At 53.1% G+C, this 18,430-nt stretch carries 25 protein-coding genes and 2 pseudogenes; 13 read left to right on the plus strand and 14 right to left on the minus strand.

The genetic code is table 11. The features are described from left to right. From AC56LN_RS21940 to AC56LN_RS21950, 3 genes are all read right to left on the minus strand, one after another. The coding region (locus tag AC56LN_RS21940; RefSeq protein ID WP_499574704.1) for a transposase at positions 1 to 271 on the minus strand (271 nt) is incomplete at its 3' end. Positions 272 to 571: 300 nt separating this feature from the next. Continuing rightward, positions 572 to 2,164: a Na+/H+ antiporter gene (locus tag AC56LN_RS21945; RefSeq protein WP_499574705.1), complete on the minus strand. Its 1,593-nt coding sequence runs from the start codon at positions 2,162 to 2,164 to the stop codon at positions 572 to 574. A 5-nt stretch (positions 2,165 to 2,169) separates the two neighbouring features. Further along, the gene (locus AC56LN_RS21950) at positions 2,170 to 2,841 is read right to left on the minus strand and encodes an HAD family hydrolase (protein WP_499574706.1); all 672 of its coding nucleotides are present in this window, start codon (positions 2,839 to 2,841) and stop codon (positions 2,170 to 2,172) included. A gap of 588 nt (positions 2,842 to 3,429) precedes the next feature. On the opposite strand from AC56LN_RS21950, the gene AC56LN_RS21955 reads away from it, so the two are divergent. After that, positions 3,430 to 4,080, plus strand: coding sequence for an OmpA family protein (locus AC56LN_RS21955; RefSeq protein ID WP_499574707.1), 651 nt, complete (start codon positions 3,430 to 3,432; stop codon positions 4,078 to 4,080). A 30-nt stretch (positions 4,081 to 4,110) separates the two neighbouring features. Continuing rightward, positions 4,111 to 5,256 carry a YsnF/AvaK domain-containing protein gene (locus AC56LN_RS21960; RefSeq protein WP_499574708.1) on the plus strand — a complete coding sequence of 382 codons (1,146 nt, stop codon included), beginning with the start codon at positions 4,111 to 4,113 and terminating at the stop codon, positions 5,254 to 5,256. Positions 5,257 to 5,643: 387 nt separating this feature from the next. Here the strand turns inward: AC56LN_RS21960 and AC56LN_RS21965 are convergent, their stop codons facing one another. Next, entirely contained in the window at positions 5,644 to 5,805 is a 162-nt protein-coding gene (locus AC56LN_RS21965; RefSeq protein ID WP_499574709.1) for a hypothetical protein, read from the minus strand. Positions 5,806 to 5,976: 171 nt separating this feature from the next. Between AC56LN_RS21965 and AC56LN_RS21970 the strand changes: the two are divergent. After that, a pseudogene (locus AC56LN_RS21970) lies at positions 5,977 to 6,522 on the plus strand (transposase); the annotation flags it as partial. 84 nt (positions 6,523 to 6,606) lie between these two features. Here AC56LN_RS21970 and AC56LN_RS21975 read toward each other — a convergent pair. After that, positions 6,607 to 7,314 (minus strand): IS6 family transposase, encoded by a 708-nt coding sequence (locus AC56LN_RS21975; protein WP_499560972.1) that lies wholly within the window; start codon positions 7,312 to 7,314, stop codon positions 6,607 to 6,609. 61 nt (positions 7,315 to 7,375) lie between these two features. Between AC56LN_RS21975 and AC56LN_RS21980 the strand changes: the two are divergent. The 10 genes and pseudogenes from AC56LN_RS21980 to AC56LN_RS22025 form a co-directional block, all read left to right on the plus strand. Then, a pseudogene (locus AC56LN_RS21980) lies at positions 7,376 to 7,669 on the plus strand (TrbI/VirB10 family protein); the annotation flags it as partial. Between the two features lie 15 nt (positions 7,670 to 7,684). Then, positions 7,685 to 7,936 (plus strand): type IV secretion system protein, encoded by a 252-nt coding sequence (locus AC56LN_RS21985; protein ID WP_499574710.1) that lies wholly within the window; start codon positions 7,685 to 7,687, stop codon positions 7,934 to 7,936. A gap of 18 nt (positions 7,937 to 7,954) precedes the next feature. Next, positions 7,955 to 8,464 carry a TrbJ/VirB5 family protein gene (locus tag AC56LN_RS21990; RefSeq protein ID WP_499574711.1) on the plus strand — a complete coding sequence of 170 codons (510 nt, stop codon included), beginning with the start codon at positions 7,955 to 7,957 and terminating at the stop codon, positions 8,462 to 8,464. Between the two features lie 10 nt (positions 8,465 to 8,474). After that, positions 8,475 to 8,675 (plus strand): entry exclusion lipoprotein TrbK, encoded by a 201-nt coding sequence (gene trbK / locus AC56LN_RS21995; protein ID WP_499574712.1) that lies wholly within the window; start codon positions 8,475 to 8,477, stop codon positions 8,673 to 8,675. A 9-nt stretch (positions 8,676 to 8,684) separates the two neighbouring features. Beyond that, a complete protein-coding gene (gene trbL / locus AC56LN_RS22000; protein ID WP_499574713.1) occupies positions 8,685 to 10,487 on the plus strand; it encodes a P-type conjugative transfer protein TrbL in 1,803 nt (600 codons plus the stop codon). An 11-nt stretch (positions 10,488 to 10,498) separates the two neighbouring features. Continuing rightward, positions 10,499 to 11,065 carry a TrbM/KikA/MpfK family conjugal transfer protein gene (locus AC56LN_RS22005; protein WP_499574714.1) on the plus strand — a complete coding sequence of 189 codons (567 nt, stop codon included), beginning with the start codon at positions 10,499 to 10,501 and terminating at the stop codon, positions 11,063 to 11,065. Positions 11,066 to 11,084: 19 nt separating this feature from the next. Next, complete coding sequence (locus AC56LN_RS22010; protein WP_499574715.1) at positions 11,085 to 11,660, plus strand: transglycosylase SLT domain-containing protein; 576 nt, start codon at positions 11,085 to 11,087, stop codon at positions 11,658 to 11,660. Positions 11,661 to 11,731: 71 nt separating this feature from the next. Continuing rightward, a complete protein-coding gene (locus AC56LN_RS22015) occupies positions 11,732 to 12,445 on the plus strand; it encodes a TraX family protein (protein WP_499574716.1) in 714 nt (237 codons plus the stop codon). Positions 12,446 to 12,455: 10 nt separating this feature from the next. Continuing rightward, on the plus strand, positions 12,456 to 12,887 hold the full coding sequence (locus tag AC56LN_RS22020) for an OmpA family protein (RefSeq protein WP_499574717.1): 432 nt from the start codon (positions 12,456 to 12,458) through the stop codon (positions 12,885 to 12,887). A gap of 48 nt (positions 12,888 to 12,935) precedes the next feature. Further along, the gene (locus AC56LN_RS22025; protein WP_499574718.1) at positions 12,936 to 13,361 is read left to right on the plus strand and encodes a hypothetical protein; all 426 of its coding nucleotides are present in this window, start codon (positions 12,936 to 12,938) and stop codon (positions 13,359 to 13,361) included. A 200-nt stretch (positions 13,362 to 13,561) separates the two neighbouring features. Here the strand turns inward: AC56LN_RS22025 and AC56LN_RS22030 are convergent, their stop codons facing one another. The 9 genes from AC56LN_RS22030 to AC56LN_RS22070 form a co-directional block, all read right to left on the minus strand. Further along, positions 13,562 to 14,188 carry a recombinase family protein gene (locus AC56LN_RS22030; RefSeq protein ID WP_499574719.1) on the minus strand — a complete coding sequence of 209 codons (627 nt, stop codon included), beginning with the start codon at positions 14,186 to 14,188 and terminating at the stop codon, positions 13,562 to 13,564. A gap of 96 nt (positions 14,189 to 14,284) precedes the next feature. Then, a complete protein-coding gene (locus AC56LN_RS22035; RefSeq protein WP_499574720.1) occupies positions 14,285 to 15,040 on the minus strand; it encodes a hypothetical protein in 756 nt (251 codons plus the stop codon). A gap of 148 nt (positions 15,041 to 15,188) precedes the next feature. Continuing rightward, positions 15,189 to 15,482, minus strand: a complete 294-nt coding sequence (locus tag AC56LN_RS22040) for a DUF7673 family protein (protein WP_499574721.1) — start codon at positions 15,480 to 15,482, stop codon at positions 15,189 to 15,191. A gap of 60 nt (positions 15,483 to 15,542) precedes the next feature. Then, on the minus strand, positions 15,543 to 15,932 hold the full coding sequence (locus tag AC56LN_RS22045) for a hypothetical protein (RefSeq protein ID WP_499574722.1): 390 nt from the start codon (positions 15,930 to 15,932) through the stop codon (positions 15,543 to 15,545). 68 nt (positions 15,933 to 16,000) lie between these two features. Further along, positions 16,001 to 16,180: a hypothetical protein gene (locus AC56LN_RS22050; RefSeq protein WP_499574723.1), complete on the minus strand. Its 180-nt coding sequence runs from the start codon at positions 16,178 to 16,180 to the stop codon at positions 16,001 to 16,003. A gap of 73 nt (positions 16,181 to 16,253) precedes the next feature. Beyond that, on the minus strand, positions 16,254 to 16,583 hold the full coding sequence (locus tag AC56LN_RS22055) for a hypothetical protein (protein WP_499574724.1): 330 nt from the start codon (positions 16,581 to 16,583) through the stop codon (positions 16,254 to 16,256). 32 nt (positions 16,584 to 16,615) lie between these two features. Then, entirely contained in the window at positions 16,616 to 17,323 is a 708-nt protein-coding gene (locus AC56LN_RS22060; RefSeq protein ID WP_499574725.1) for a phospholipase D family protein, read from the minus strand. Between the two features lie 497 nt (positions 17,324 to 17,820). Next, entirely contained in the window at positions 17,821 to 18,147 is a 327-nt protein-coding gene (locus tag AC56LN_RS22065) for a hypothetical protein (protein ID WP_499574726.1), read from the minus strand. Between the two features lie 55 nt (positions 18,148 to 18,202). Next, positions 18,203 to 18,424: a hypothetical protein gene (locus tag AC56LN_RS22070; protein WP_499574727.1), complete on the minus strand. Its 222-nt coding sequence runs from the start codon at positions 18,422 to 18,424 to the stop codon at positions 18,203 to 18,205. Between the last annotated feature and the right edge of the window lie 6 nt (positions 18,425 to 18,430).

Genomic DNA, 18,430 nt, shown 5'->3' on the forward strand with positions numbered 1-18,430 from the left:
CCGGCACCGGCCAATCGAGGCCGGCAAGCTTCAGGAGGCTTTGCGTCATGCCTACAGCCTGGCGCAGCGGCAGACTGAAGAGGCACTTGATGCTCAGGCAGAACTGGATTGCCTCGTCGCTGAATTTCTCGCTGCGTCCTCGCTTACCGCTCGGCTGGCCATGCCAGTTCATGTTCGGATCAAACCAGATGAGCAGCGAGCCGCGTGACTTCAGCGCTTCGTTGTATGACTTCCAGTTCGTAGTACGGTACTTCTGAGGAGCCGGTTTCATCCGCTCAGGCTACCTGATCAGCATGATCCATGCTGATCAGGGCTGATTTGCGCAACAAAGCCTCGGTAATTGGTCAACTGCGCAATATGGCAAAGACAGAATAAGTAACTTACTTTATCGGAAGTTTTGAAGGCGCCTCCCTTGCTTGATGGCAGCAAGGCTTATCGTGATGACGCACAACGCATTTTGTTAAACGAAATAACTCGTCAAGGTATGAGTGGCACCGCTGGCGATCGCAAAAGCTGAAATATATCCCCCGTATTGAAGCTTTTGCGTAGTTTGCAGGCTGACACCGACAAGTTAGCTAGATTTGTTCATTGCACTTCTGATTTGCTGCTCCTCCAGGTCCAATTCGTTTGCCAGTGAGCGGTGCGTCTCCGCATCGACCTGATCTGTGTGCTCTGACAGCTTCTCTCGGGCTGCTTCAATTGCCACCAGCCGCAAGCGTCTTTGCGCATTGAACTGTTCGGCATTCTCGGGCGATTCAGCTTCTTTCTCGTCAGCTGCCCGCTCAGCCCTGGCTTCGTACTCGTCAACGAGTGCAGACGCTGCAGTTGAATGTTCCGGGCTGGCGGCTGGTTCGAGGTGTTCCTTGACGACTTCAAGCGCGGCGTCAGCAATCTCTGCCCTGGCCAGGGCTTCTGCTGGTTCAGCAGCGTCCTTCTCCGGCTCGATCACTTCGAGTTTTCGTACCAGCCAGCCAAGCGTGGTGCCCTGAACAATCAGCGTTGCAAAAATTGCACAAAATGCCAGGAAAACGATGACATCTCGCGCGGGGAAGTTGGCCGGCAATGCAAGTGCCGCCGCCAGGCTGACCACCCCTCGCATCCCGGCCCACGACACGACCGCATGGTGCGTCCAGAGGGGACGCGTCGACTGCGCTGCCTCGCTCCGGGAGAACGCGCCTGGCAGCCAGCCTGTCATGAACACCCAAACGAAGCGGCTGACAATGAGGGTCACAGACACGGCAAGTGCAAGCAATGCAAGCGAGGTAAGCGTCGTAGCACTCTCTCTCGCAAGCCGTTCAACGATGCCCCGCATTTGAAGTCCGATCAGCATGAAGATGAGGCTGGCGAGCAGGAACTCGATGAAATTCCAGACTGCATGGAGCTCCAGTCGGGTACGGGCTGTGAACTCTGCATGCTGTTTCCGGCCGAGAACGAGACCACAAACTACCGCGCCTAACACCCCCGATGCGTGCAGCGCCTCAGCGCTCAGGTAGGCGGCAAAGCCCGCCAGAATGCTGATCGTGATGTCGAGCATCGTGTCATCGATCTTGCTGAACACCCACATTGCCAGACGACCGGTCAACCAGCCGATGATGATTCCGCCGATTCCCATGCCAAAGAACTGAAGCAGGCCGCTCGAATAGCTGACCGAGCTTGCCGCTACCGCCGCCACAGCAAAACGGTAGAGAACCAGTGACGACGCATCGTTGATCAGGCTTTCGCCTTCCAGAACGGTAACGATCCGCTTGGGCAGGTTAAATTTCTTCAGAACCGAGCTGGCGGCAACGGCATCGGGCGGCGCCACGATGGCACCAAGTGCTGCTGCAGCCCACCAGGGAAGTCCGGGCACCAGCCAGTGCGCCACAACGGCGACTGCAGCTGTCGTAAAGAGAACGGCGCCGATAGCGAGTAAAAGAATAGGCCGAAGGTTCGAACGGAACGCTGGCCAATCTGTGCGGTAGGCACTGACCTGCAGGAGCGGCGGAAGAAACAGAGCCAGTGCAAGCTCCGGATCCAGCTCGACCGCAGGCAGACCTGGTATCAGAGCCAGACCCATGCCGCCCAATACCAGGGGGATCGCCACCGGCAAATCCAGGCGCTGTGCCACGATCGCAAGCACGACGCAGAATGCCACCAGGCTAAGAAGAATTTCGAAATTCGCCATCGAATTCAGCCTGCCAGCAGCGAGTCGGGCCAGTGACGCAATAATGTTGCGGGATCATCGAAGATGGCGACGGCTTCGGACGACGCTGCATCGTCCCAGTAGCCGCCGCAGCGCAATGCAATGCACTTGACCCCGGCTGCCTTGGCCGCTGCAATATCGTAGGGCGTGTCGCCAATCATCACGGCCTCGGTGGGATGCACGCCGGCCTTTTGCAAGGCAGCTTCGATGATGTCACCGTCGGGTTTGGACTCCTTTATCTCATCCGAAGAGACCGATGTGTCGAGCAAGTCCTGCAGGCCGGCCTGCTCGAGTAATGCCGGTAGCTCTTCGCCGCTGGATGACGCAATGACCAGACGCAGACTTTTGGATCTCATGTGCTGCACCAACAGCCGGGCGCCGGGTGTCGGGTTCAGGTTCGCCATAAAGCTGCTCAGCAATAACTGCGTGCGGTCTTTTCTGATCTGTTTTGCCAGAGCCGATTCTGAATCGATGTCAAGTAGCTCAGCGAAAACCTTGTCCGATCCCTTACCGATCAAACTCCTTATCTGCTCATAACTAATTACATGGCCATGCCGTTCAAGAGTTTGCATCCACGCTTGCGTATGAGCATCATTGCTATCGATAAGCGTGCCGTCAATGTCAAACAAAACAGCTTTTAGTGCGATTTGATTCATCATATTTTTAATTAAAACGGAATATTTAATGTTAATTTATAGTTACTATTCGACCTAAATGACCAAAGAATCCGCGTCGTTCGAACCGAGAGCAAATGCCCGGAGCAGTATGTCAGCTAGTTTGCACCTGCCTGCGCGGTTCTGTCGCACTGTTAATCAAAGGAGAATATTTACCGGACGGCACTGTAGATGAACTGGATGAACCATTTCTGACACTACAGAAAATCGGTCGTAAACGATATGCTCTCAATGCCGTCGCTTGCGAATGCGCCTGCGAATCTTCTCTGTCAGTTCAATACAGGTGATCACGGAGCTGGCAAACCGGAACGATTGACTCAGAGAACTACTCGTTACTATGTGTCATATGTAAAAGGCTGCCAGGTCAATTGTATTTACGAATACATCATTTGTCCTACATAGATTTGCGCAATATCCTTACAAAAACTCCCAAAAAATTCAAGCCGAATTGCTAGAATGACCCGCTAAGTAACGACCTGGCTAACTAGCCGCGTAATAGCTTGAATAAAAACTGATCGTTTCAATGTCGACTTGATTAGAAATTTCTAAAACACACAAGAGAGGATATACCTGATGGCAAATTCGGATCATAAAGGCAACGGCGCACCGCCAAGCAAAATTCATGTTGGCCCGGCGACAAAGAAGGCAGGCTGGCTCCCTTGGCTGCTGCTGGGATTAGGCCTCATCGCCCTCCTGTTCGGGCTGCGACGCTGCAGTAACGACGAAGCAACGACACGAGTTGAGACGGCCCCAGTGGCCGCGCCTGTTGCTGAGACAGCCATGGTTCCAGCACCTGCCCCGACAGCCGCTGCTGGCACTACCGCGATTCTGGCCGGCACCTCCGGCGTCGGTCTCTATCTTGCTGGAACTGATGCACTGCCCCGAACCTTCGTGTTTGAAAAACTCTATTTCGATACCGCCAAAAGCGACATCCGGACGGCCGATCGCGAAGAGGTAAGCATGCTGAGTGCCGCCATGAAGCAATATCCGAACTCGCGCATCCAGATTGTCGGTTATGCCGATGCACGCGGCGACGCCTCTGCAAATGCAACGCTTGGCAAGGAACGTGCTGAGAGCGTGAAAGCGGCACTCGTGGCTGACGGCACTGCCGCCGATCGAATCGACACTGCTTCTGGCGGCGAAACGAACCCTGCCAACACCAATGCCACCTCGTCAGGCCAAGCCGAAAACCGCCGGACCGAGCTGATCGTCCTCCAGCGCTGATCCTAACAATTTCCAAGAAAGGAACATCCCATGTCACGTACTATTACCGCACTGTTCGACAGCTATGCCGATGCCGATGCAGGCCGCCAGCGGCTGCTTGCCGCCGATCTCGATACCGATAATGTCAAGATTTACGACAAGTCGGCGCTTGGCGATACGGGCCACTCGTCGCAAGAAGGCGACGGCATGTGGGCGTCGAACAAGAACGCGTTCCTGCCCGGGGAAGATCGCCATGCCTATGAAGAGGGTGTGCGTCGCGGTGGCTTCCTGCTCATCGCCGACGTCGACGACGACGAGGCCGACGAGGCCGTTGCAGCACTTAACGAATCCCATCTGAAAAGCGTCGATATCGAAGACCGCGCCCATCAGTGGAAGTCGCAAGGCTGGATGCCAGCGGTCGCCGGTGCTGGAGTGGCGGGCATGGGCACCGGCACGCAGCAGCCGTCCTCATCGATGTCGGCGCAGTCGTCGAATCTGCAGGGCAACATGGGCCGCACTGACTCCCCGCAGGTCGATACGTCGACCCAGAGCATTCCAGTCGTGGAAGAGCAGCTGAAGGTCGGCAAGCGTGAAGTCGAGCGGGGCGGCGTGCGGGTCTATTCGCACATCGTGGAAACACCTGTCAACGAGAGCATCGAATTGCGTGAGGAGCATGTTGACGTGCAACGTCGCGCCGTCGACAAGCCAATCAGCGCCTCCGACACGACCGCTTTCAGGGAGCAAAGTATCGAGATGCATGAGATGGCCCAGGAAGCTGTCGTCCAGAAAACGGCGCGTGTCGTCGAGGAAGTCACGATCAGCAAGGAAGTCAGTGAGCGTCAGGAACAGATCCACGATACGGTGCGCCACACCGAAGTCGAAGTCGAGCGTTTTGACGGTTTGGCAGCTGGCGCCGGCACGAATGACGATACCTACTACCGCAATCATTTCCAGAGCAACTACGGCAGCGCGAACGATTCGTACGAAGACTACGCCCCAGCCTACAGCTATGGCTCCCAGATGCGCGGCGACAACCGCTACAGCGGCCGGCAATGGGACACTGCCGAAACTGATTTGCGTAACGACTGGGAATCGCGCAACACCGGCAGTGGTTCGACCTGGGAAAAGGTAAAGGCGGCTGTGCGTCATGGATGGGATCGCATGACTGACAACAACGGCACAAATCGATCGAATTAATGTTTGGAAGCCCGCAGAAGCCAGTGCCTTACCGGTAGCCAGTCATAGAGTCGCAAAAGGGATTGAACGAGCGGGCGATATATACGGTCTTATGCAAAAAACGCGGCATGTCTGCGTTTTTTTTCATGGGCTCAATTCGCCAATGCCTTGTTTCAAGGGGAGCTCCGGCTAATGAGCTTCAGCATCAGCGCGATATCGTAGACAAGGAACGCATCCGTAAATTACGAACTGAAGGAAACGTCCGATTGCCATCCGGACTATGTAAAAATTTAAATTTAACATCGACCTTGTGAGATTCGACATCTTTTAGTCGCCAGCACTAGCATCAAAATGCTCGGCGAAGGCAAATGGAAAACCAAGAAGCATGATGCGGACTATCGTCGGACTTCAGTTTTTTCGCCGGCACGCCTCTTTGTATGCTTCGACATAGGGCATGTCGAAGCATTTTTGAAGTCCTTCGGCGACATCGATATTGGGAGGCCAGCGCATCTTTCTCGTAGTACCGTCTGCTAATTTCACTTCCATGTAGCCGTTGACGATTGGCGGCATATTCGCGTCTTTGGGAGGCGCAGGAAATGCCGCCAGCTTTACCTTTGCCTGCTGGAGTGGGGGTAGGAGGTGCAACGGAACGGAAAACCTGGTTAAGGGCTGCTTTCGACCTTGGATTCAACCGGTCGACGCAACACACTAAACTCTGGGTAAGCAGAAGGAGTGTTACGGATGAAGCAGAGAGCAAGGATTTATTATACGGATGCCCAGAAGGCGTTGATGTGGGAGCACTGGAAAAAGGGGGAATCGCTCCAGCAAATTGCCCAGCTGTTCGATCGAAACCACTCGTCTATACAGCGAATTCTTGCCGAGTCTGGTGGCATTCGGCCCGCAGAAAGACACCGATCAAGACTGGCATTAACCTTGGCCGAGCGGGAAGAAATATCACGCTCGCTAGCTACTGGTCAATCGATCCGTCAGATTGCTCAAGCACTTGGACGAGCACCGTCCACTATTAGCCGTGAGATCAGTCGCAATGGTGGCCAGACGAGCTATCGAGCTGGCTGTGCAGACGCGGCTGCTTGGAAGCGAGCCCATCGTCCTAAGTGCTGCAAACTGGTGACCAACCCTGAGTTGGCAAATATCGTAACAAGCAAACTCCAATTACAGTGGTCGCCTGAGCAAATTGCTGGGTGGCTCAAGCATACGTTTTCAGGCAGCGAGGATTACCAGGTGTCGCATGAAACGATTTATCGCAGCCTCTTCATTCAGGCCCGGGTACTGTCAACTTGCTGAACCTGGACGGCGAGTCGTAGAATTCGAAGTGAAATTGCTTCTGGTCGGGTAATACTGTCCCACGAATTAAGCGTTCTTTGCGACCTGGGTGACCTCACTCCATATAGAAAATGCCTGCGTGCGGACGTGCCGGTACTGCTCCGCTGTCAAGCGGTTGCGCTGGCAGCGGAAAGCATTGTTGATCGGGCCATGCGCCGACAAAAAGCGCTGACCTTGCCCGGCTGATTTGAAGCGGCGCATCTGTCGTTCTCGTTGCCGCGTCGGTTGATGCGAGAGTTCGGCCCGGTTGTTGAGGCCCTTGTGCTGGCGATGCTCGACACCCGGCATGATTTGCTTCTTCGCCGCAGCATAGCTCTTCAGCTTGTCGGTGATCAGCACCCGTGGTGCGTAACGCAAGCCCTTGAGGAGCTTGCGCAAAAAACGCTTTGCTGCCTGCCGGTTACGCCGACTCTGGATCAAGATATCGAGCACCTGACTGTTCTGATCGACTGCACGCCAGAGGTAATGGTGCTTGCCCTTGATTGTTAGCACCACCTCGTCGAGATGCCATTTGTCCCCGCGCTGCGGTTGACGCCGGCGAAGTTCATTGGCATAGCCCTGGCCGAACTTCAATGTCCATTGGCGGATCGTCTCGTACGTTACGCTGATGCCACGGCTTGCCATCAGCTCTTCTATGTCGCGAAAACTCAGCGCGAACCGGAAGTAGAGCCATACGACATGACTGATGATTTCTGCCGGGTAGCGGAAACCGCAGTAGAGTTGGGATTTTTTCATCCCGCTACTTTACAAAGTTTTCCCCGCACCTGTAAGTTGACAGTACCGATACGCTGGCTTAAGAGACCAAGTGAACAACCACTACTTCCGGCTTTTTGGCTCCGCTTTCTTAATGTCGGGAGTCACAGCGGGTATCGCACTTAGCCAGCCTGATCAGGGAATAAATTCGCGCCCTACAGCAAGCAGTGCTATGAGTGAAGCGCTTGGCCAACAGCTGGGCCAGGTAACCGCTCAAATCATCTCGAAAAACCTGAACATTTCACCGACAATCGAGATTCGGCCAGGTTATCGGTTTAACGTCATGGTCACTAAAGACATGACATTCTCAAAGCCTTACAAGGCATTTGACTATTAACGCCAAGGAGAAATAATGAAACCGTTCACTCGTAAAATTTTAGCCGCTAAAGTTGCTTTAACGATGGCAGTGTCTTTGCTTCCTGGTGTCATTAGTCCGGCACATGCTGGCATTCCAGTTGTTGACGGGGCGAACTTAAAACAGAACTTGATGACTGCTTTTGAGAGCGTTACGCAGACGCTCAAGCAGGTTCAACAGTACCAGACTCAACTCCAGCAGTATGAAAATCAATTGCGGAATACCTTGCAGCCAACAACTCAGCTGTAGGACAACGCGACTACAACGATGGGCAAGCTGCGCGGCGCTATCGACACTCTAGAACATTACAAAAGGACGCTAGGTACTGTTGACGCATATCTGGAACGTTTCAAGGATACCGCTGAATATCGCAGTTCGCCCTGCTATTCAGTAAAAGGGTGCTCGGCCGAAGAATGGAATGCGATGAAAGCAACTGAAATTCTAGGTTCGCAGGCGCAAAAGAAAGCGAACGATGCTATGTTCCGTGGGCTTGATCAGCAGCAGCAAAATTTGGAACTTGACGCCTCTCAGTTGGGTCGTCTTCAAACTGCGGCGCGTGGAGCGGACGGACAATTACAAGCCATTGGGTATGCGAACCAGCTTGCAAGTCAACAGGCCAACCAGCTGCTGCAAATTAGGGCGTTGCTAATTGCGCAGCAAAATGCCGTAGCTACTCGCAACCAGGTCTTACAAGATCGGGAAGCGCGGGAAGCTGCCGCTGCTCAGGCGATCCGTCGAGGCACTTTCACCCCCACGCCTTATACGCGTACTTACTAAAGGATAGATCATGATATTGAAAAAAAATGCGCTGTTTCTCATCTTGGCTGTTGCACTCGTGAGCGGCTGCGATAAGCCTGTGGAGGTGACAACTACTCCATGCGACCAGCTGGGAAAGACAACGGACCCGGAACTGAAAGAGAAGTTGAAAAAACAATGTGGTCACGGCGGCGCTGAATTCAAGCCAACGCCGAAAACCAAGACCTACTAAGGAGTTTCCATGAATAAGCCAGTCATCGCGATAAAACCTATCTACTGGTTGCTGTTTCTATGGCTGGCGTTTTTCTCAGCACACGCCTTTGCCGAAGTTACTAGCACGGGTGTCCTCAACTCCGTTTTAGACAAGTTCCAAGCCCGATCTACCACTTGGCAAACAATCATGGTGGCGCGAGCGACCTGGTTGTTTTGGCTTTTGGTCGTGATTAGCATGGTGTGGACCTTTGGTTTTATGGCCTTGCGTAAAGCCGATATTGGCGAACTATTCGCAGAGTTCATACGATTTACAATATTCACCGGATTCTTCTGGTGGTTACTAATGAATGGCCCGCGATTTCCAGTAGATATTATGAACTCACTTCGCATGGTTGGTGCGCAAGCATCGGGATTACCCAATGACTTAGGACCGTCCGGGATTGTTGATGTTGGCTTTGATATTTTCTACAAAGTCCTTGATCGAACGACCGGGTGGCAGCCAATTGACAGTTTATTCGGGATGCTCCTGGGTGCGGCAGTTTTGATCATGTTCGCCCTAATTGGCGTCAATATGCTCCTGCTTCTGGTCAGTGGATATTTCTTGGCGTATGCAGGCGTGTTCATCCTGGGGTTCGGCGGCTCGAAATGGACCTCGGAAATGGCCATCGGCTACTACAAGTCCATCCTCAACATTGGCCTGCAACTGATGGCGATGGTGTTGATTATCGGCGTAGGCAAATCATTCATTGACGACTATTACAAGGCGTTGAGTGCCGGTGTTGAATTGAAAGAAATGGGCGTGATGGTGGTCGTGGCGGCTTGCATGCTGTTCTTGGTGGCGAAGGTGCCACCTCAGGTTGGTGCTCTCGCTGGCGGGACAACCGGCAATCTTGGCTCTAACTTTGGCGTAGGCGCGGCTGTAGGCGCAGCAGCAATGGGTGTAGCAGTTGTGGCCTCGGCCGGCGCAGCGCTCGCAGCCGGCGCAGCCAATGCAGCTGGCGGCACGCAAGCGTTGATGGCGGCGTTTTCAAAAGCTAACGCAGCGGAAAGTGCAGGCGGTGGCAGTTCCTCTGGGTTGATGAGCGCAATGAACAGTGGCGGTGGCGCGGCTAACGATGCTAGCGGTGGCGGTAGCGCTCTCGCTGCGGCCATGGGCGATTCCTCCGGAAGTGGCGGTGGCGGTGGTAGTGGTAGTGGTAGTGGTGGTGGTGGTGGTGGTGGTAGTGGTAGTGGTGGTGGTGGTGGCGGTGGCGGCGGTAGTGGTGGTGGCGGTAATCTAGCGTCAAGTAGCGTTAGTGATTCATCGAGCGCCGCAGGTAGCTCATCTTCTCCAGGCAGTTCCGAAAGCCGTTCGACAGCAAGCACAGGTAGTTCAAGCGGCGGAAATGGAAGTGCAGGGGTAGCCGATACTGGGTCTGGCGAAAGCCCGAAGACCGAGAGTGTTGCGAGCAGCGGTGAGGCCGGCTCTAGCAGCCAATCTACTGTTGGCGCCAATGGGACCACTGGTCAAGCAAAGTCGGGAGGTACGCCATTAAAAGCAAGCGCACTAGCGGCGAAGGCCGGAAGACTTGCTGCTGGCACAGCTGCTAATTTGGCACAGGGGTCATGGGACGTGGCGAAGGGTAAAGCACTTGACATGAAAGAAGCAGCACAGGCTCGAATTGACGACACGACTGGCGGGAAGATCGCTGCCGCCATCAAAGCTAGTCAGGCGGGTGATGTGGGGCATTCGAATAGCTTTGAAGGTGACAGTCTGTCGGCCGGAACTACGTCAGCCGATGATGAAGAAGAAATCGCGGCATTCCGCGACGGTAAATCACAATCTACATAATGGAGTTCGTTATGAAAATAAAAGCTATGGTAGCCGCGACCGCATTAGCTGTCACACTGCCTATCTCAGCGTCAGCGCAGGAAGTTTTAACCGGCGATACTAGACTCGCGTGCGAGGCTGTTTTGTGCTTGGCTGCTCCGACACGACCAACTGAATGTGTGGCATCGATTGCTAAATATTTCAGCATATCGCTTCGCCGTTTTAGCCAGACATTACGTGCTCGTCGCAATTTCCTTTCGCTTTGCCCACGAGTAGATACCGCCACCATTGATCATGTCATTAACACGTACCCCCCCGAGCCTGATCCACCGGAGCCGCCGCCCCCGATACAACCAGGTACGCCCGCTAACCGCTCGGAGATTGAGACACGACTAGCCTATCTGCTGCCGATATTCGAGAAAAAGGCGACACTTTTGACAAATCTACGTGCCACGCTCGATTCTTGCATTGCTCAGAACGGGCGCGTCGAGGACGGTGCCTGCGGCTCTCAATCGTCTGATTACTCCAGTGAAAGTGCAGCAGCACAGGAAATGAGCGATGAAATTGCACGACTACAGAACGGTCTGAGCACCCTGTAACTTGTTCTTAGGACCATATATGCCCCTTGACCTTCCACCACAAATGCAAGAAAGGGTAGTCTGCTCGATAGCAGCGGCTACCAAATACGAAGTGCCAGCAAATATCATTCTTGCCGTCGCTGAGAAAGAGAACGGGAGGCCAGGGCAGTGGGTTCGCAATAGCAGTAACGGAAGCTATGATGTGGGTCCGCTCCAGTTTAATACTCGCTACCTGCAAGACCTGGCACGCTACGGAATTACGGCTGAACATGTAGCGGCCGCAGGTTGCTACTCGTTCGAACTAGCGGCCTGGCGCCTGAGAATGCACATTAAAAATGATCGCGGCGATTTGTGGACCCGTGCCGCAAATTACCATTCGCGCACGCCTCAATTCAACCAGATCTATCGCGCCGACTTGATGATTAGGGCCGCGAAATGGGCAAACTGGCTGACGATCCGCTATCCGACGCACGACGTGTCAAAACCTGCCTCGACAGTTGCAGCCGCAGCTCCTGCTAAATCTGCACGAATCCTACCTGCAGCCACTCCAAAAGCAGCTTCTCTAGCAACGCCAGCATACGTGCCAAGGCAGTTGATCGTCAGTACGAATCCATAATTTAGCAGCTAAAATTGAACTCTCTAGGCCCGTCGTCGTCGTCGAAAAAAGTGCGCCCATCTCGCATAAAGATGGAAAGTATTACGCTTCCACGCATCCTGATCGCAGACCAAACGCTGGAAGCGATCAAATGGATAGCATTGATCTTGATGACCGCAGATCATGTCAACAAGTATCTATTCAACGGGACAAATGAGTGGCTATTCAATTGTGGGCGGTTGGCTATGCCGCTCTTCGTTTTTGTCCTGGCGTACAACCTTGCTCGGCGCAAAACTTTCGAGCGCGGAGTGTACTGCCGAACCATTTGGCGCCTCTTCGTTGTGGGTTGCGTTTCCACGCCTTTTTTCATAGCTCTCGGTAACGTTGTCTATGGGTGGTGGCCGCTCAATATTATGTTCACACTGACCTCAACGGCAGGCATTCTGCTGCTGATTGATCGAGGCTTAATGTCGCATTACTTAGTGGCAATTGCGCTGTTTATCGCTGCTGGATCAATTGTTGAGTTTTGCTGGCCGGCCTTAGCTCTTGGCGTTGCTATTTGGATGTACATCAGGCAACCATCCTGGGCCGCCTTTACCTTGGCCGTGGCGGGTGCTGGAGGCGTGTTCTACGTGAATGGCAACGGATGGGCAATTCTTGCTATTCCGCTCGCCTGGGCTGTATGTCGCATGAATTTGGGGGTGCCTCGGCTGCGATGGGTTTTTTATGCGTATTACCCTCTCCACCTAATTGCTCTACTGCTTATCCGCATTCCAATGAGTAAAATGGGCTACATCTTCTTTTGACGGAATGTTTATGCGTACCAAACTGCATATCGCTGCTTTCGCAGCATCACTCGCTTTTACGGTGCCGGCCTCCGCTCAACCAATTGAGTATTCAGGCATTCCCGTATCGACCACAGTGTTTGTCTCATTTCCGCATGGCGGGGCTGTTTTTCTTCCACCAGTGGAGAGCCTGGAAACGCTAGCGGCAGCAAAAGATGCGGCCATGATAACGATTCGTGGCCGCACCAGCACAGTTGCTCCGACCGCTAAAGATGAGGCATTGGCATTCGCACGGGCGGCCGCTGCACGAAAATTCCTGATCCACCAGGGCGTCTCGCCGCTCAAGATCATGGTCAACTACGCTTCGGCAGCCGACTTCATTGCTGATAACAGTACCGCCGCTGGCAGGATTGAAAATCAGCGGGTAGAAATTGACATCGTGTATGTTCCTCGAAATAATTGAGGCGTGTCGGGTGGGTCAATTTGTCAATTTAAACTAAAAGGAATGGAAATGCGTCTTCTTACAAAATTACGAGTGCTTAGCGCCGCGTTTACCTGCCTTATCAGCGTTACGGCAAATGCTATGGATATTCCTATGGATCGTGGCCTGGCATATAAACAGCTCGAATCAAAAACATGCTTTTCTGAATTTTCTCGAAATGGCCAGCTGGCCGGCATCGAACTGCAAGACCTGCTGATTTCGCAGGGCGGTAGGCTTGCGACGTTGAAACCAATAGGATCATTCGAGGTAGGCGACAACACTACACGGAAATATCGCGGCGCTGGATTAGAAATCAGCATTACGCCTAGCTCAAGTCAGAAAACCGGCAACGACCTGGCTTATGAAATTCGGGAAAAGGCGAAACTGACCATTACACGGAAGGGAAAGCCTGTGAAATATAATGTGGAAGTCATTTTTAAATGTCCCCAGTTATAAGGCAGCTCTCATATGAAAAACGGAAACTGTCTTGCGAGCCACGCTGAAACTGTCTTGCGAGCCACGCTGAAACTGTCTTGCTGGCCACGCTGAAACTGTCTTGCTGGCCACTGCGTACGGGAGCTTCGAGCTGCCTTCTCGAACCCCTATCACTGCGTACCTTGAAAAACGTATCGCTCAATAGAAGTCGCAGGCTGGGCCTACTTGGCCGCCCTCTCTTGGCGTTCTACCGCGCAAATGCGCTTGACCTGGCTCTGGCTATATCCTGAAAGCTTCGCCGTAACGGCGATGCTATTACCTCCCGCACGCAATGCCAAGATACGGGCATGCACATTCGCGTCGTGTTTTCGGCCAGCATACTTCCCTGCCTGCTTGGCCAGCTCCACGCCTTGACGTTGCCTTTCACGCCGGTCTTCGTAATCGTCTCGGGCGCTCTGCAGGGCCAGGCGTAAAAGCATGTCCTGGACCGACTGCAGCACGATCTTGGCGACACCAGCCGCTGCGTCTGCCAGGTCGCTGAGGTCGATGACGCCAGGGATGGCGAGATAGGCGCCTTTGTCGCGGATCGACTGAACAAGGCGTTCGGCCTCGGGAAGCGGCAGCCGGCTAATCCGGTCGATCTTTTCCGCGATGACCGTTTCCCCTGGCTGCAAATCGTGGATCATGCGCAGCAGCTCGGGCCGATCTGCTCGCGCTCCAGATGCCTTTTCTCGATACACGCCAGCTACATAGAAGCCAGCCGCTATCGCATCTTCCTTGATTTTCTCTTGGCGGCCCAAATCCTGTTCGGCTGTGCTAACACGCAGATAAATGCGAGCTATTTTCATGATGCTCCGTATGTTTACAATTTATCACTCGGATTGGCCTAGTCGTAAACAGTTTATCAGTTTCAAAGTTACCGATCTGCTTAGCAACTTCAAAAATCATTTCTGAACTTCTTGCTGCAGTTTTTCGCCCTGCTTGCTAGGTACGCTGCGCGAGACTTCTTTTGCAGTCTGGCGTTGATTCACTCGGATACCTTCCGTGACTTCTTTTACTGGCTGTCTTTCGGATTTTGCTTTAGCCAAGGCGTCTGCTTGCACGACGTTCTTTTGTTCCGAAGGGTTAAGTTGGCTTTCGAGTCGGTCAAGACGCGTCTCTATTTCGTCATTTGTTTCCTTACCACTCAAATTAAACGATGATAGTTGCATCACCGTGCCAAATACCACAAATCCGAGAGCAATGCGAATATGCCGCTTTTGCTTGGGAGCCAGGCTTTCGTCGCTCTCTCCCGGTGTTCGCTCTGGCTGTAGCGCGAGCATAAGGGTTGCCAAATACAAAAAGAAAATACCGGCAAAATCGGCGGTTCGCTTGATTTCGAAGTGCATCACGCACACCATACTTACAAGCAATATAATTGCGAATAAAACCCGCCATAGCCAGCTTAACTCTGTGAGGGCTATCTTCCTTTTTAATTGAATGAACTGCTCAATGATGGGCCAGTCACGCCATGTTTTATCTTTTTTATTCTCCTGCAGGCTTGGACTGTTTTCTTGCTGCTCTGGACTGCTTTCTTGCTGGTCTGGACTATTTTCTAGCATTTCCTTTTCTTCTTTAGAAGTCGGGCTGTACAGCCGACGCACGCTAACGATCCACCCGGCCAGGAGCAACCACCACATCAGATTATTTTTTTTGAACATAGTTTTTTGTAACCCCTAGAGTTTTGGATTATCGTCAGAGCGGATTCTTTGATCGCCTAGTTAATTCAGGAAATCCAACGCACTGCTTTTTCAGCAATGCTAATGGCGGCAAAACATTGCGATACTAGCGAATGGCGTAGCAATACCGCTAAGCAGAAAGTTCGGGACGCCATTCGCGGATGATCATTGCGAAGTCTGATTCAAAGCCCAAGCTATCGGGGTACGAGTTATTTCGAGCGATGAAAGCAAAGATGGTAATCATGTCCTCTGTGATAGCCTGGTCGCAACCCCACATGGTTGTAAAGTCGAAACCGCCACATTGTGCCGGGTTCCACCACGCCAGAAGGAAGTCAGCAATACGACGACTCTGACCTGTATCGCGTTTGGCATACTCTATGAGGCGCCGTAGCGCTTGACTTTCAATTTCGCTCAGTTTAGCCATTTGACTATGCTTTCCGTAATTCCTTAAATCCCAGCTCTATTGATAACCGGATTTTTTGCGTTACCACTGGGCCAACAGCGATTGGTACTCAACAAGTTTTACAATCAACCCGTGTTCGTCTCTGAAATTATTTAGCGCGTTCGCCGTATCTTTTCGCTTATCCATTGCTGCTAGCATGGGCGCTATTTGTTCCTTCGCAATTTCCTTGCCATATTTCTCCACGCGCTTTTCCCATCCCAAATTTTCAGGATGCGCGGCATTTGAGATAGCTTCGAATGCGTCTCTATCCTCCGCCTGCAATACAACGTAATGGGCGTACAAGCTTTTACGTTCGTCATCGGAGTAAAATTCTTTTGCAAGATTTAGAACGGCAAGTACACCTAGCTTTTTGTTTAGACCGCCAATCGTCGGCTCAAGCATGTTAAATAATTCTGAAATTTCTTTATTCATTTCGTTCCTTGAAAATAGAATAGGATCACGCAGCCCGGAATGGGCTTATCGCGTTTTCCGAATGTGAATCAGGTCGTCGCCAAGCTGCGCAAAGTTGCTATCACCGTAGTCTTCTCGTTTTCGCTCATCGCGGCAAACCAACCGCCAGCGTTCGTTGCGATTACGTCGTCAGCGGCGCTCGATTCGACGCCAGCTGCTGTCAACTCGGCCTGCAGTTTCACTGCATTTTCATTCCAATAATCACGCATTGTTACTCCTTGTCTTGCCGGCATCCTGCCGGAGCGGGGCGCCGATCGGCACCAGGTTGTTTTCCTTGGCGTCTTACGTGAGCTGGGCTGATGCGGAAGAAACGACAGCATCCAGATCGGCGGCCGAAGGTAAGTGCAGGCGTGATGCCGCCAGCATTTCACCGTGTTGCCGCACGATTACGGTAAGCCATTCCATAGAAGCCACGATACCCCGCATGCGGAATCCCAACTCAAGTCCCTCGATATCGTACTGCGCGATGTGTTCGGCATGGTCCGAGCAACGCATGCTTGCCTCAGCCGCGTGTGCAGCACCTGGCGCGCGGTTCATCACCTGAAAGCTGGTTGCCTCTGCAACTTGGCACAAGTAGCGAACAGCCACCATGGAAATTTTTCGATCATCCATTTTTAATCCTAGACAAGCTTTATACCGTTTTCCTAGTTCAGTTGAACATCGAGGGGCCAGAGGAAGTAAGGGCCAAACCGAGATTTCCCGATGTACTCGATGCCAGCCAGTTCACCCTTCACCGTAGGGCCGTATTTGTTGTCGCCTAACGCCTCGACGTACCCGGCAGTGGCCGCTCGTTCGAGCACCTGAGCTGTCTTCAGGCCAAGCTTCTGCCCAAGCTTGGACGTTGTAAGCTTCCCAGCGTCTGCGCCATCCTCGTCGGCAGCTGCTACTCCTTCCGGCTCACTTAAAACGCGCTCCAGTGAAATGCGTATTTCATCGCTGACGCGAATAATGCGCTGCGCTTCTTCGTAGGCATCTTTGTACAGCTGGGCGTCTTCTGACCGTCGAATCAGAATCCCCATTTCATTATTGTTGACCTGGCTGAACTCGTACAGGTTCAAACTGGTGATAATGCACAGCTCTTCGCTCAAATAGCATTTGGCATGGAGGTTTTTGCAGAAACTTGTCCGTACATATGGCAGACCGCGCAGCCACTCGATTTCGGCAGGCTGCAACTCGCTTTTGCCGTACACAATTCGCACATCGATCTTGAGCCGGTCCTTGTCAACTAACAGCTCCTTGATTCGGTCGTTAAGCTTCAGGAACGGGCTAATCAAGATCACCCGATCTTTCGCGTCCTTGATCAGCTCTTCAAGAAAATAGTTAGTGCCACTCGTATTCAGGAATTTCGCCATAATCCGCGTTATCGTTCAACCTGGGTGGCACCGTGCCAACCCTCTCACGGCCTCAGCCGCGTCGAGCGCGGCGTGGGCAGTTCTGGGTGTTTCCCTCATGCGCCGACGCCGTGCAGCCCTCTCATTGCGTCGGGCCTGCTATGCGGGCCGTGGATGCTGCTCTGCGCGTTTTCCGTGATTCGTAGAGTTTCGGTTTATCAGCGCGGGGCGAAGCCCAATAGCTTGAATATCGGCTCCAAAAAGCCTAAGCCCATAACCAAGCACCCGCCCAGGACAATGCTCATCTTCAAGAGCACGCCAGGTTTTTGCAACCTTTCACGTGCATCTTGAACTCGCTTCTGTCGAGCCTGCATCGCCTTGTACTGCTCCCGAGCCTTACGAACCCGGTCTTGATCGGTAACCATATCTTGCCTCTTCTCCGCTGGCCAGGCACCGTGCCCCAGCCTCTCAATGCCAAGGCCAGCTCGTGGCTGGCATCGGGTTTCGGATGTGGTCGATCAACAGGCGCTGTCTAGCATGAGCTGGTAGCTGTCGATAGCGCATTGCCAGTATTCGGTGCTGCTGAAACGCGCGTCGCCGTAAATGGCCCGATCGAAGGTGTCGCCAGCATTGACCACGCCGGTTCCGTCTTCATCACCAGTCGCGTCGTATTGGGCTTTCAAACGACGGCCCTCGTTCAATTCCTTGGCGTAGGCGCTCTGTGCGGCTCCTGCGACCTTCTCAAGCTTGTGAATCGTGGCTTGAGGGGCGTTGGCCTCCAGGGCGGTGTCGAACGCCTGTTCCGCGGCTTCCATCGCATTGCGCAATTCGATAAACCTGAGCATTTCGTTTCCCGGATGCGTTTAAGAGCCTCTATATTGGTACACAGTGTGTACCATGTCAAGCACTCTTTTTGCCTTTACTCGAAACATCGACCAGCGCATCTTCGACGGCCTTTCGCACGAATTTGTCCATCCCCCGATAGCCCTTAGACGAAGCCGGTAGCCGATAGCTTTTAAGGGCACGCGCAGCGATTTGCGTTTGGGCGGCTACCTCATCCCAAGTGCCGCCGAGGGCAATTTTTAGGTCTTGAAGTAAGTCCTGTTGTGATCGTTCAGTCATAGTCAT

The sequence above is a fragment of the Telluria sp. ZT3P26 genome, from assembly GCF_059686035.1.